Raw genomic sequence first — 13,209 nt, 5'->3', positions numbered from 1 at the left:
AGCGGCCACGGACTTTGCGCATCTCGTTGCGCAAAGACCGCCGGTGGGAGGCGCACCCGCACCGGGCGTACGTGCGCAAGGTCACTCAGCGGGGAAGGACTCCCGCAACTCCGCCTTCATCGACCGCTGGAAGGCCGTCACGAGCGCCTGCACCACCATCGGCTGCATGTGCGCCGACAGCGACTTCATCGTCTCCACCTGCTCCGGGTCGGGGCCCGCCTCGTCGAACGGCTCCCACACCTCGTCGCGGAAGAGCCGGGTCAGCTCTCGGGCCACGGCGCGGGAGTGCTCCTGCACGACGTTCCGGGCGGTGAGGATGGTCTCCAGCCGGATGGGCACGTCGAGCAGCCGTACGCCGAGGTGGAGGACGGCCGGGTCGACCCGGAAGGCATCGCCGTCACCCCGGCCGTCACCGTCACCCCCGCCGTCGCCGGGGCCGGTTTCCGCGTCGTACGAACCGCCGCCTCCGGGCGTACGCTCCAGCACGCCCATCGCGGCCAGCCGGGCCACGTCGTCGTCGGTCAGCGACCGACCCGCGCGCCGCTCCAGCTCCGCCCGGCTCACCTCCGCCGCCGCGTCCGGCACCCACGTGGCCACCAGCGCGCGGTGCAGCGCGTGGTCCTCGGCGCTCAGGCCGGACGGCAGCTGCTGCACGTACCGCTCGATCGCCGCCAGCGTCAGACCCTGATGCTGCAACTCCTCGATCAGCGCAAGCCGGGACAGGTGCTCCGGGCCGTAGCGCCCGACGCGCCGCGGCCCGATGACGGGCGGGGGGAGCAGCCCGCGGGTGGAGTAGAAGCGGACCGTGCGCACGGTGACGCCCGCGCGCGCGGCCAGCCCGTCCACGGTCAGGCCGGCCGCCTCCGTCTGCTGCGTCATGGTCCAACAATATTGCTGTCTCACCGGTCCTGTGAAAGAGCGCGGTGCCGCCGGGCGCCGACGACGGCGGAGACGCGGCGGAGACTTCGCGCGCGGAGGCTTCTGCGGCGCGTCACGCTCCGCTATCTTCTGGCCACCTTCTTTCGCGCTCCGCCTCCGGGAGACCGCCCATGCGCCCACGCGCCCCCCGCGTCACCGTGCTCCGCACGGTCACCCTCGCGGCCTGCGCCGCGGCCGTCGTGCTGGCGCCGGTCACCGGCCCGCCCGCGGAGGCGGCCGACCCGCCGCGTACCGGCTTCGAGGAGAGCGGCGGCGACCGCTGGACCAGCGAGCGCGAGGAGGCGGAGTTCCTGGCCACCGTGGCCGAGGACAGCGGGCGCGTCGCCGTCGACCGTATCGGCACCACCGAGCAGGGCCGCCCCCTCAACCTCGTACGCATCGGAGCCCCGGGCCCGCCCACTCCGTCGCAGGCCGCCCGCGGCAGCGTCGTCCTGCTCATCTGCGGCCAGCACGGCGACGAGCCGGCCGGCCGCGAGGCGTGTCTGACCGGCCTGCGCGACCTGGCGTACGCCAAGGACGCCGAGACCCGCCGCTTCCTGGCCCGCAACCGGGTCCTCGTCGTCCCCAACGCCAACCCCGACGGCCGCGCCGCCGACACCCGCGGCAACTCCGACGGCGTCGACGTCAACCGCGACCACATCGCCCTGGAGACCGCCGAGGGCCGCGCGCTGGCCGCCGTCATCCGCGACCACCGCCCCGACGTCATCCACGACCTGCACGAGTACGAGGCCACCGAGCCGTACTACGTCAAGGACGTGCTCGCGCTCTGGCCGCGCAACCTCAACACCCACGACGGCGTCCACGGCGAGGCCCGCCACCTGACCGAGGACCACGTCCGCGCCGGCGTCGAGGACGCCGGCTACTCGAGCGGCGTCTACGGCATCTGGACCGACCCGCAGACCGGCGAGCCGATCCGCCAGGTCGCCGGCGACGGCCAGGAGCGCATCCTGCGCAACACCGCGGGCGTCAAACACGCGGCCGGGCTGCTGGTCGAGACGCGGATCACCGCGCTCACCGACGACGAGCGCGACGACCCCGCCGCCAACCACCGCCGCCGCGTCACCTCCCAGCTCGCCGCGCTGGACGCCACGTTCGACTACGCCGCCGACCACCGCGGCCGGCTGGCCACCGCCACCGCCGCGGCCCGCCACCGCGGGCTCGCCGACACCGGCCCCGTCTTCCTCGGCGGCGCCGACAACGAACCGGCCGACCCGGGCCAGGTCATCGACGACCCGCCCTGCGGCTACGCGCTCGACGCCGAGCAGTACGACGCCGTCGGCGACGAACTCGCCCTGCACGGCGTCGAGGTCCGCGAACGTGCGGGCGGCGGCGCGCTGGTGCGGCTGCGGCAGCCGCTGCGCGCGCTGGTGCCGCTGCTGCTGGACCAGCGCGCGGTGTACGAGCTGACGGACGGCAGGCCCGTGGAACGCTGCCGTTGAGGGGGCAGGGGCGGTCCGCGCCCGGCAGTGGCCGGGCTGCGGCCTACTCGGCTCGTACGACGGCTGCCGTGCGTACGGGACTCGGCTGTCGGCGGGGCTGCCTACCCTGGGGCGGGTGTGCGGGGTGCTACGAGGGCTGCGCCCGCAGCAGCCCCGCCGCCTCCTCGGCGCAGCCCCACGCCACCGTCACCCCGGCGCCCCCGTGCCCGTAGTTGTGCACGCACAGCGCCCCGCCCGGCAGCCGCTCCGCCTCCAGCCGCACCGCCGGCCGGGCCGGACGCAGTCCGGCGCGGTGGGCGACGACGCGGGCGTCGGCGACCTCGGGGAGGACGCGCGCGCAGCGCGCCACGATGCCCGCGGCCACGTCCGGGTCCGGCTCGGTGCTCCAGGCGTCCTCGACGGCCGTGCCGCCGAGGACGAGCCCGTACGGCTGCGGGAGCGCGTACAGGGTGGCGGTCGCGTCCTTGTACGCCGAGACCACCCACTCCGTCACGCCCGGGTTCTCCACCACGACGAGCTGCCCCTGCACCGGGCGCACGCTCGCGTCCGGCACCAGTGCGCGGGCGCCGAGGCCGGTGCAGTTGACGACGTACGGGGCCGCGTGTCCGGCCCCGGCCAGCGAGACCGCGGTGCGCCGCTCGACCCGGCCGCCGGCCGCGGCCAGCCGGTCGTGCAGGTGGGCCAGGTGCGTGGCCGTGTCGATGATCGGCACCGTCGCGCGCACGCCCGTGGCGTACTCCCCGGGCAACTCCCCGGGCTCCGCGGCCCGCACCTCGCGCAGCGCACGCCGCCACGGCCCGAGGCCGGCGACCTCGGCGCCGAGCTGCAGCCCCGTCCGCATCCGCACGCCCGTCACCGCCGCGCGCTCCGCCTGCCCCGCGTACACCTCGAACGACCGCACCGACCAGTCCGCGACCCGGTGTTCGGGCTCGATCCGGTACGGCCACCACAGCCCGCCCGCGAGCGCGGACGTCGTCTCCTCCGCCGTCTCCCGCGCCCACACCGTGACCCGCCGGCCGCCCTCGGCGAGGACGACCGCACTGGTCAGGCCGATGATGCCGCTGCCGAGCACGATGACTTCCGATTCCATCCCAGCAGTCTGCCGCACCGTCCGGGAGCACGCGGGGGGTGGTGGACGGCCGGCGGTGATCGCTACCCTGTTTGCATGTCGAATCACGTGAGTACCGCAAGCGTTCGGGGGGCGCACGCCCCGCGCCGATGAGCGCCCGCCCGGGGACCCGCCAGCCCGCGAGGGACGCCCCGGCCATCCGCACCCGCACCCCCCGCGAGCTGAGGCGCAGCCGCCGCCCCCGCGCCCACTCCTGTTGGGACCACCTCTACGCCGCCCCGCTGTGGCCGCTCCACGGCGCCAACCTCGGCACGCTGCTGCGCACCTGTGACGCCGTCGGCGCCTGCCTCGCCGTCCCCCGGTTCTCCTGGGTGCCGGAGGCGCTGGCCCGCGGCAACACGCTGCGCCGCCCCGTCTGCGTGCACTGGACCGGCGACCCGCTGGGCTGGCTGGAGCGGCAGCGCACCGCGGGCAAGAGCGTCCTCGGCGTCGAACTCGCCGACGAGGCCGTACGCCTCGCCGACCTGCCGGCCGCGCGCCGCGCCACAGTGATGGTCCTGGGCCACGAGCAGCACGGCATCCCGCCGGACGCGCTCGACCTGCTCGACGAGGCCGTCGAGATACCGATGGTCGGCACCGGCGCCAGCCTCAACGTCGCCGTGGCCGGCTCCCTCGTCCTCTACCGGCTGGCCGGGCTGCTGTGACCGGCGAAGTCCTGCTGATGGCCGGAGTCCTGCTGCTCGGCGCGTCCGTGCAGCGGCTCGCGGGCATCGGCCTCGCGCTGGTCGCCGGCCCGGCGCTGGCGCTGGTACTCGGCCCCGCCGAGGGCGTCCGGCTGTCCAACTGCGCCGCCGGCGCCATCTGCGCGTTCGGACTGGCCACCGTCTGGCGGCAGGTCCGGCCCGCCGCCATGGTGCCGCTGCTGGCCGCCGCGGTCTGCACGGTGCCGATCGGCGCCGTCACGGCCGCGCAACTGCCCGCGCCCGTGCTGCTGACCGGCATGGGCGCGATGGTCTGTGGCGCCGTCGGGCTCGTCATGGCCGGGGCCCGCGCCGAGTCGCTGCGCGGCACCGGCGGGGCCGTCACGGCCGGCGCGGTGAGCGGCTTCATGAACTCCTCCGCGGGCATCGGCGGCCCCGCCGTCTCGCTGTACGCCATGAACGCGGGCTGGACGGTGCGGGAGTTCGTGCCGAACGCGCTGTTCTACGGCGTCGTCATCAACATCTTCTCGGTCGCCGCGAAGGGCCCGCCGGACCTGGCGGCCGACGCCTGGCTGCTGTGCGCGGCCGCGGTCGCGGCGGGCGCGCTCATCGGCCGCGCCCTGAGCGACCGGGTGCCCGAGGCGCCCGCGCGCCGGCTCGTGCTGCTCCTCGGGCTGGCCGGCGGCGCGGCCACGCTGACGAAGGGCCTGCTGGGGCTGTGACCCGGTGCCGGCGGCTGCGGCCGGCACCGCAGCCCCTGGCGCCGGCCGGCGCCGTGACCCGCCTCCGCCGACGGGGCGAAGACCCGGCGCGCGCCGGATCCCGCTCACCGGTCCCGGCGTACGCCGGAGCGTACGCCGGACCGGTGGGTCTTCGTGCCATCCCGCCCGCGGAGCGATCAGCGCTTGCCGCGGCGGCCGTTGCCGCCCCCGCCCCCGCCCCCGCCGCGGTTGCCCCCGCCGCCGAGCAGGCCCGCGCGGCGCAGCGCGTCCGCCATCTCGCTGTTCTCCGGCTGCGTCTCGCGGCGCCGGCCCCCGCCGCCGCGCTGCCGCCCGCCGCCACCGCCCTGACCGCCGGAATCCTGGCCGCCGCCGCCCTGACCGCGACCGCCCTGGCCGCCACCCTGGCCGCCGCCGCCCTGGCCGCCGGCGCGACCGCCGCCGGGGCCCCCGCCCCGCTGCCGCGGCGGACCCTGGCGGTCGCGGTCGCGCCCGCCGCCCCGGCCACCGCCGCCCGCCGGTCTGCCCGGCTCGTCGTCCAGCCGCAGCGTCAGCGAGATCCGCTTCCGCGGCACGTCCACGTCCAGCACCTTCACCTTGACGATGTCGCCGGGCTTGGCCACCTCGCGCGGATCCTTCACGAACGTCTTCGACATCGCCGACACGTGCACGAGCCCGTCCTGGTGCACGCCCACGTCCACGAACGCCCCGAACGCGGCCACGTTCGTCACCACGCCCTCCAGCACCATCCCCTGCTGCAGGTCGCCGATCTTCTCCACGCCCTCCTTGAACACCGCCGTCCGGAACGCCGGCCGCGGGTCGCGCCCCGGCTTCTCCAGCTCCTTCAGGATGTCCGTCACCGTCGGCAGCCCGAACCGCTCGTCGGTGAAGTCCTGCGGCTTCAGCGACCGCAGCGTCCTCGTGTCGCCGATCAGCGCCGCCACATCTGAGCCGCCCGACTTCACCATCTGCCGCACCACGGGGTACGCCTCGGGGTGCACGCCGGAGGCGTCCAGCGGGTCGTCCCCGCCGCGGATGCGCAGGAAGCCCGCGCACTGCTCGAACGCCTTCGGCCCCAGCCGCGGCACGTCCTTGAGCGCCGCCCGGCTGCGGAACGGCCCGTGGGAGTCGCGGTGCGCCACGATGTTCTCCGCGAGCCCCGTGCCGATGCCGGAGACGCGCGCCAGCAGCGGCGCGGAGGCGGTGTTGAGGTCGACGCCCACGCCGTTGACGCAGTCCTCCACGACCGCGTCCAGGGAGCGCGACAGCTTCGCCTCCGACAGATCGTGCTGGTACTGGCCGACGCCGATCGACTTCGGGTCGATCTTCACCAGCTCGGCCAGCGGGTCCTGCAGCCGGCGGGCGATGGACACCGCGCCGCGCAGCGACACGTCCAGCTCGGGCAGCTCCTGCGAGGCGAACGCGGACGCCGAGTACACCGAGGCACCGGCCTCCGAGACCATCACCTTCGTCAGCTTCAGCGCGGGCTGCGCGGCGATCAGTTCGGCGGCGAGCTTGTCGGTCTCGCGCGAGCCGGTGCCGTTGCCGATCGCGACCAGCTCCACCTCGTGCACGCGGGCCAGCTCGGCGAGGACGGCCAGCGCCTCGGCCCACTTGCGGTGCGGCGGGTGCGGGTAGACGGTCGCGGTGGCGGCGACCTTGCCGGTGGCGTCCACGACGGCGACCTTCACGCCCGTACGCAGCCCGGGGTCGAGGCCCAGCGTGGCGCGCGTGCCCGCGGGGGCGGCCAGCAAGAGGTCCCGCAGGTTGGCGGCGAAGACGTCCACCGACTGGTCCTCGGCGGTCGTACGCAGCCGCAGCCTGAGGTCGATGCCGAGGTGGACCAGGATGCGGGTGCGCCAGGCCCAGCGCACCGTGTCGGCGAGCCAGGGGTCGGCGGGCCGGCCCCGGTTCTCCACGCCGAACCTGGCCGCGATGGCGCGCTCGTACGCCGACGGGCCCTCCTGCTCCGTCTCCCCGGGCGCGTCGGGCTCCAGGGCGAGGTCGAGGATCTCCTCCTTCTCGCCGCGGAAGAGGGCGAGGATGCGGTGCGACGGCAGGTCGGTCAGCGGCTCGGCGAAGTCGAAGTAGTCCGAGAACTTCGCGCCCGCCTCCTCCTTGCCCTCGCGCACCTTCGACGCCGCGCGGCCGTGCGTCCACATCCGCTCGCGCAGCTCCCCGATCAGGTCGGCGTCCTCGCCGAACCGCTCGGTGAGGATGGCCCGGGCACCCTCCAGGGCCGCGGCCTGGTCCGCCACGCCCTTCTCCGCGTCCACGAACGCGGTGGCCGCGGCGAGCGGCGCCACCGACGGGTCGGCGAGCAGCCCCTCCGCCAGCGGTTCGAGACCGGCCTCGCGGGCGATCTGCGCCTTGGTGCGCCGCTTCGGCTTGTACGGCAGGTACACGTCCTCCAGCCGGGCCTTGGAGTCGGCGGCGCGGATCTGCGCCTCCAGCTCCTCGGTCAGCTTGCCCTGCCCGCGCACGGACTCCAGGATCGCCGCCCGCCGTTCCTCCAGCTCCCGCAGATACCGCAGCCGCTCCTCGGCGGTCCGCAGCTGGGCGTCGTCGAGCATCTCCGTCGCCTCTTTGCGGTAGCGGGCGATGAACGGCACGGTGGCACCGCCGTCGAGCAGCTGCACCGCCGCCGTGATCTGCCGCTCGCGTACGCCGAGCTCCTCGGCGATCCTGGCCTCAATCGATACCGACGCCGTCACGTCCGCCCCGCTTTCTGTCATCTGTGGCGGAGTGCATTGTGGCAGGTCCGGCTGACAGCCGGGCGACCGGCGGGAGCGGCGCCGGTCGCCCGGCGGGTCGGAACGGCCCGGGGCGCGTCCCGGACCGGCCCGGCAGCGGGTCCGGGCCGGGCCCTCAGCCCTTGCCGAAGATGTCCTTGGGCATCGCGCCCGCCGCCAGCGCGGTGGTGGTGTAGCCGGTGGCCAGCTCGGTCAGCCGGGCCACGCCCTCGGCGCCCAGGTGCTCGTACGGGGCGAGGTCCACCCGGTCCGTCTCGTCCTCCAGCCCCTTGCGCAGCGCCGTGCCCGCCTCCGTCAGCTCCCCGTCGGCGGTCAGCAGCCCGCGCGCCCGCAGCCGGTCCTGCGCCGCCGCCCACTCCCCGGCCTCCCAGCCGCGGGAGTACCGGGCGAACTCCGGGGTGAAGCCGAAGCCGGAGGCGGTGTGGGTGACCTGGGACTCCAGGCCGTCGAGCCCGGCGTGGGCCAGCAGCGCGTTGTGGCTGTCGCCGCGGTGCTCGCGCAGCTGGGTGGCGGCGTGCCAGAGCGCCAGGTGCGGGGCGTCCGGCACCGGCTGTCCGGCCTCGGCCGCGTACAGCGCCCGCCCGGCGCGCCCGCCGCCCGCCGCCGCCCGCTGCGCCAGCTCCGCCGCCTCGGCCAGCTCCGGCGAGGCGATCGTCTCCTCGCCGAGCAGCCGCCGCAGCATGGCGTCGGCGACGCGCAGCCGGGCCGCCAGCACGGTGGCCGGGTCCGCGGCCGACCAGGCGGCGGGCAGGTGCTTCGCGGCCAGCCGGTGGCTGTAGTTGTAGAAGGCGGCGGTGACCACGCCGGGTCCGACGGGGCCCATGGCGGCGGACCGCGCGGTGAAGTACGCGGCGTGCCAGCCGTCGATGCCGATGCCGGCGAACTCCTCGGTGAACTCCGGCGCGAAGTAGACGGCCGAGTGCAGCGGGTTGAGGACCTGGTGGCAGCGGCGGACGGTGCGCGGCGGGAGTGAAGTCATGCGGTCAGGCTACTGAGCGGACGCTTAGCCGCGGAAGGGTCGGACAGGCATGGCAGGAATGGTGGGATCTTCGTCATTGCTGCCGTCGCCGCCGGGGCCCACGATGGAGTCATGGCAGCCCGCACCGTCCTCTTCGTCCTCTTCGACGACATGCAGAGCCTCGACCTCACCGGCCCGCTGGAGGTGTTCGCCGGAGCCGAGCGGGCCGCCCCCGGCACGTACGAGATCCGCACGGCCGCCGTACGCGTCCGGCCGGTACGCACCTCCTCCGGGCTCACACTGACGCCGGACGGTCCGCTGGCGGACGCTCCCGCGCCGCACACGCTCGTCGTGCCCGGCGGACACGGCACCCGCCGCCCGCAGCCGCAGATCACCGCCTGGCTGCGCGACCGGGCACCCGGCACCCGGCGGGTGGTCTCCGTCTGCACCGGTGCCGAACTGCTCGCCGGCGCCGGGCTGCTGGACGGCCGCCGGGCCACGACCCACTGGTCGTACAGCGCCGAACTCGCCCGCCGCCACCCGGCCGTCGAGGTCGACCCCGACCCGATCTTCGTCCGCGACGGCGGCGTGGCCACCTCCGCCGGGGTGACCTCCGGTATCGACCTCGCCCTCGCCCTCGTTGAGGAGGACCTGGGCCGCGACCTCGCGCTGCGCATCGCCCGCCACCTGGTGGTGTTCCTGCGCCGCCCGGGCAACCAGGCGCAGTTCAGCGCCCAGCTCGCCGCCCAGACCGCGCAGCGGGAGCCGCTGCGCGAGGTGCAGCAGTGGATCGACGAGCATCCCGGCGGCGACCTATCCGTGGACGCGCTCGCCGGCCGCGCCGGCCTCTCGCCGCGCCACTTCGCCCGGGCCTTCCGGGCCGAGACGGGCGTGCCGCCCGGGCGGTACGTCGACGGGGTGCGGCTGGAGGCGGCCCGCCGGCTGCTGGAGGACAGCGCGTACGGCGTCGAGGAGGTCGCCCGGCACTGCGGCTACGGCACCCCGGAGGCGATGCGGCGCGCCTTCGTACGGGCCCTCGGCGCCTCGCCCGCCGAGTACCGCCGCCGCTTCGCCGCCGCCTGAGCGTCCCGTACCGCCCACGAGGCACCCGCACCCGCCCGCAAGACCGACCGAAAGACCGGAAGACCGGAAAACCGGAAGAGGAGCCATGCAGATAGCGATCCTGCTCTACGACCGCCTCACCGCCCTCGACGCCGTCGGCCCGTACGAGATCCTCGCGCGGCTCGGCGGCGCCGAGGTCGTCACCGTCGCCGAGGCCCGCGGCCCGGTGCGCAACGACGTCGGCAGCCTCACCATGGTCGCCGACGCCGCGCTGGACGAGGTCGAACGCCCCGGGATCATCGTCGTCCCCGGCGGGCCGGGCCAGTCGCAGCAGATGGCCGACGGGCCGCTGCACGAGTGGCTGCGGGCCGTGGACGAGCACACTCTGTGGACCACGTCGGTGTGCACCGGCTCGCTGGTCCTCGCCGCCGCCGGCCTGCTGCGCGGGCGCCGTGCCACCTCGCACTGGCTCGCCCTCGACCAGCTCCGCGCCCACGCCGCCGAGCCGACCGGCGAACGGGTCGTCTTCGACGGCAAGTACGTCACCGCCGCCGGGGTCTCCGCCGGCATCGACATGGCCCTGACCCTGGTCGGGCGGATCCAGGGGGACACGATGGGACAGGTCGTGCAGCTCGCCACCGAGTACGACCCGCAGCCGCCCTACGACGCGGGTGCACCGGACAAGGCGCCGGCGGAGGTCGTCCGACTGCTGCGCTCCCGCAGCAGGTTCGTCCTCGAAGGCGCACGGGACTGACCGCACAGCGTGGCCCGCAGCCGCGGGCGCCCGCTGCCGTCAGACGGTCCAGGTGAAGCGCGGCTCGCGGCGCTCCAGGAAGGCGGCGACGCCCTCCGCGGCGTCGCCGGCCGCGCGCGCCTGCCGGGCCCAGTGCGCGATACGCGCCACGTCCGCCCCGCCCCCGGTTCCGTCGCCCTCCCCGTGGACACCGGCCGTGTCGGCGAACTCCTTCGCGGCCACCTGCGTCAGCTGCGAGCGCGCCGCCAGCACGCCGGTGAACTCCGCCACCCGCGTGCCCAGCTCCGCCGCCGGCAGCACCTCGTCCACCAGTCCGGTGCGCAGTGCCCGCGCCGGATCGATCAACTCGGCCGAGTACAGCAGGTACTTCGCCGTCGCCGGACCCACCAGCCGCACCAGCCGCCGGGTCGCGCCGGCCGGGTAGACGATGCCCAGCTTCGCCGGGGTGACCCCGAACAGCGCGTCCTCGGCGGCGAACCGCAGGTCGCAGGCCGCCGCCAGCTGGCAGCCGCCGCCGACGCAGTGGCCCCGTACCGCCGCCAGCGTCGGCTTGGGGAAGGCGGCGAGCGCTTCCTCCGCGGCTTCGGCCAGCCGCTGCGTGTCCTCGCTGCCCGCCCGCAGCGAGCCGATGTCCGCACCGGCGCAGAACGTGCCGCCCGCGCCGGTGAGCACCACCGCGCGCACCGCCCGGTCGGCCGCGAGCCCCGCCAGCAGCCCGGGCAGCGCCCGCCACATCCGGGGCGTCATCGCATTGCGCTTGGCGGGGTTGCTGATGACCACGGTCGCCACGCCGCCGTCGGTGCCGCACCGCAGCTCGCCTTCGCTCATGGACGGGAGCCTTTCACGGCGGGCCGCGAACCCGGAATCGGCCCCGAACGGCCTACAGCGGCTCGATGTCGCCCAACTCCTCGGCCAGCGCCAGCCAGCGCGTGAGCCCGATGTCGCGCAGGAACGGCACGTCGTGGCCGGCGACCACGAGCGCCCCCTCGTACGACTCCAGCGCCTTCACCAGCTGCTTCACGCTGGCCATGTCGAGGTTGTTCGTCGGCTCGTCCAGCATCAGCAGCTGCGGTGCCGGCTCGGCCAGCATCAGGGCCGCCAGGGTGGCGCGGAACCGCTCCCCGCCCGACAGCGTGCCCACGATCTGGTCCGCCCTGCCCTGCCGGAACAGGAAGCGGGCCAGCCGGGAGCGGATCTGCTGGTTGGACGCCGCGGGCGCGAGGCGGGCGACGTTCTCGACGATGCTCAGGCCGTCGTCCAGCACGTCGAGCCGCTGCGGCAGGTAGCGCAGCGGCACGTGCGCCACCGCCTCGCCCGCGACCGGCGCCAGCTGCCCGGCGATCGTCCGCAGCAGCGTCGACTTGCCGGCGCCGTTGCGCCCGGTCAGCGCGATCCGCTCCGGACCGCGTACCTGCAGCGCCTCGACCCGCGCGCCGTAGCGCAGTTCCAGGTCGCGCAGCAGGAGCACGTCCCGGCCGGCGGGCACGGCGGTGTACGACAGGTCGACGCGGATCTCGTCGTCGTCCCGTACCGCCGCCTCCGCCTCGTCGAGCCGCTCCCTGGCGTCCTTCAGCCGCTCCTCGTGCATGATGCGGTGCTTGCCGGCGGAGACCTGGGCCTCCCGCTTGCGCGCGTTCATGATGATCTTCGGCTCGCGCTTGTTCGCGAACTGCTTGTCGGCGTACCGCTTGCGCTTGCTCAGCTTCTCGTGCGCGTCGGCCAGCTCGCGCTTCTGCCGCTTGAGGTCCGCCTCCGCCGCGCGCACCGTCCGCTCGGCCGCCTCCTGCTCGACGGCCAGCGCGTCCTCGTACGCCGTGAAGTTGCCGCCGTACCAGGTGACTTCGCCGTCCCGCAGGTCGGCGACCTGGTCGACGCGGTCGAGCAGCTCGCGGTCGTGGCTGACGAGCACCAGCACGCCCGGCCAGCCCTCCACGGCCGCGTACAGCCGGCGGCGGGCCTTGAGGTCGAGGTTGTTCGTCGGCTCGTCCAGCAGCAGCACGTCCGGCCGCCGCATCAGCAGCGCGGCCAGCCGCAGCAGCACCGACTCGCCGCCGGAGACCTCGCCGATGGTGCGGTCGAGGCCGACGTGCGCGAGGCCGAGCTGGTCGAGGGTGGCGCGGGCGCGCTCCTCGACGTCCCAGTCGTCGCCGACGGCCGCGAAGTGCTCGTCGGCGACGTCGCCCGACTCGATGGCATGCAGCGCGTGCCGTACGCCGTCGATGCCCAGCACGGTGTCGACCCGCGCGGCGGTGTCGAGGACCAGGTTCTGCGGCAGGTGGCCGACCGTGCCCCCGGCCTTGACCGCGCCGGCGGCCGGAGTCAGCTCTCCGGCCATCAGCCGCAACAGCGTGGACTTGCCGGTGCCGTTACGGCCGATCAGCCCGGTGCGGCCGGGGCCGACCGCGAGGTCGAAGCCGTCGAAGACGACCGTGCCGTCGGGCCAGGCGAAGGTCAGACCGGTGCAGATGACGGAGGCGGAGGTGTGCGGGGTGGAGGGAAATGACATGGCTTCTCCCGGTGGGTCGTCAGGGGTGCGACGGGGCGGCGCCGGCACCGGACGGCGACCTGGGAGAGCCGGGTGGAACGGAAGCGGGGCTGGGTGCCCTGCAGGAGAGGAAGGTGGCTCAAGCCATGAGGTCGCACGTGCCGCACGCGGGATATTCCGCGGGCACGGTGCCATCGAGACCTCAGACGAGCAACACCTTCTCCAATCGTCGACTGCAGGGCACTGTGAAGGTATGACGGTGCTCAGGGCGTCGGCAACTGATTTTTCGATCTCAACACTGGCCGGTGAGTGCGCAGCCGGTCGGAAGGT

General features: G+C 75.2%; 11 protein-coding genes. 5 read left to right on the top strand and 6 right to left on the bottom strand.

Annotated elements, in window-relative coordinates; all coding sequences use genetic code 11:
• Positions 1-81 precede the first annotated feature (81 nt).
• Positions 82-879, bottom strand: coding sequence for a MerR family transcriptional regulator (locus T328_RS07515; protein WP_496495101.1), 798 nt, complete (start codon positions 877-879; stop codon positions 82-84).
• A gap of 170 nt (positions 880-1,049) precedes the next feature.
• Here T328_RS07515 and T328_RS07510 point away from each other — a divergent pair, with 170 nt between their 5' ends.
• The gene (locus T328_RS07510) at positions 1,050-2,378 is read left to right on the top strand and encodes a M14 family metallopeptidase (protein WP_496495100.1); all 1,329 of its coding nucleotides are present in this window, start codon (positions 1,050-1,052) and stop codon (positions 2,376-2,378) included.
• A gap of 127 nt (positions 2,379-2,505) precedes the next feature.
• Here the strand turns inward: T328_RS07510 and T328_RS07505 are convergent, their stop codons facing one another.
• Complete coding sequence (locus T328_RS07505) at positions 2,506-3,468, bottom strand: FAD-dependent oxidoreductase (RefSeq protein ID WP_496495099.1); 963 nt, start codon at positions 3,466-3,468, stop codon at positions 2,506-2,508.
• 128 nt (positions 3,469-3,596) lie between these two features.
• Between T328_RS07505 and T328_RS07500 the strand changes: the two genes are divergently transcribed.
• Together T328_RS07500 and T328_RS07495 are read left to right on the top strand one after the other, a co-directional pair.
• On the top strand, positions 3,597-4,151 hold the full coding sequence (locus tag T328_RS07500) for a TrmH family RNA methyltransferase (protein WP_496495098.1): 555 nt from the start codon (positions 3,597-3,599) through the stop codon (positions 4,149-4,151).
• Between the two features lie 17 nt (positions 4,152-4,168).
• The gene (locus T328_RS07495) at positions 4,169-4,870 is read left to right on the top strand and encodes a TSUP family transporter (protein ID WP_496495374.1); all 702 of its coding nucleotides are present in this window, start codon (positions 4,169-4,171) and stop codon (positions 4,868-4,870) included.
• A gap of 176 nt (positions 4,871-5,046) precedes the next feature.
• Here T328_RS07495 and T328_RS07490 read toward each other — a convergent pair whose 3' ends face one another.
• Complete coding sequence (locus T328_RS07490) at positions 5,047-7,602, bottom strand: Tex family protein (RefSeq protein WP_496495097.1); 2,556 nt, start codon at positions 7,600-7,602, stop codon at positions 5,047-5,049.
• Positions 7,603-7,735: 133 nt separating this feature from the next.
• Positions 7,736-8,599, bottom strand: coding sequence for an SCO6745 family protein (locus tag T328_RS07485; RefSeq protein ID WP_496495096.1), 864 nt, complete (start codon positions 8,597-8,599; stop codon positions 7,736-7,738).
• Between the two features lie 111 nt (positions 8,600-8,710).
• Here T328_RS07485 and T328_RS07480 point away from each other — a divergent pair, with 111 nt between their 5' ends.
• Positions 8,711-9,661: a GlxA family transcriptional regulator gene (locus tag T328_RS07480; protein ID WP_496495095.1), complete on the top strand. Its 951-nt coding sequence runs from the start codon at positions 8,711-8,713 to the stop codon at positions 9,659-9,661.
• Positions 9,662-9,746: 85 nt separating this feature from the next.
• Complete coding sequence (locus T328_RS07475; protein WP_496495094.1) at positions 9,747-10,394, top strand: DJ-1/PfpI family protein; 648 nt, start codon at positions 9,747-9,749, stop codon at positions 10,392-10,394.
• Between the two features lie 39 nt (positions 10,395-10,433).
• Here T328_RS07475 and T328_RS07470 read toward each other — a convergent pair whose 3' ends face one another.
• Complete coding sequence (locus T328_RS07470) at positions 10,434-11,222, bottom strand: enoyl-CoA hydratase/isomerase family protein (RefSeq protein ID WP_496495093.1); 789 nt, start codon at positions 11,220-11,222, stop codon at positions 10,434-10,436.
• Positions 11,223-11,274: 52 nt separating this feature from the next.
• A complete protein-coding gene (locus T328_RS07465; protein WP_496495092.1) occupies positions 11,275-12,900 on the bottom strand; it encodes an ABC-F family ATP-binding cassette domain-containing protein in 1,626 nt (541 codons plus the stop codon).
• Positions 12,901-13,209: the final 309 nt, after the last annotated feature.

It is taken from the genome of Streptomyces sp. CNX435, assembly GCF_059570575.1.
This window is presented reverse-complemented; position numbering and strand designations above follow the sequence as displayed.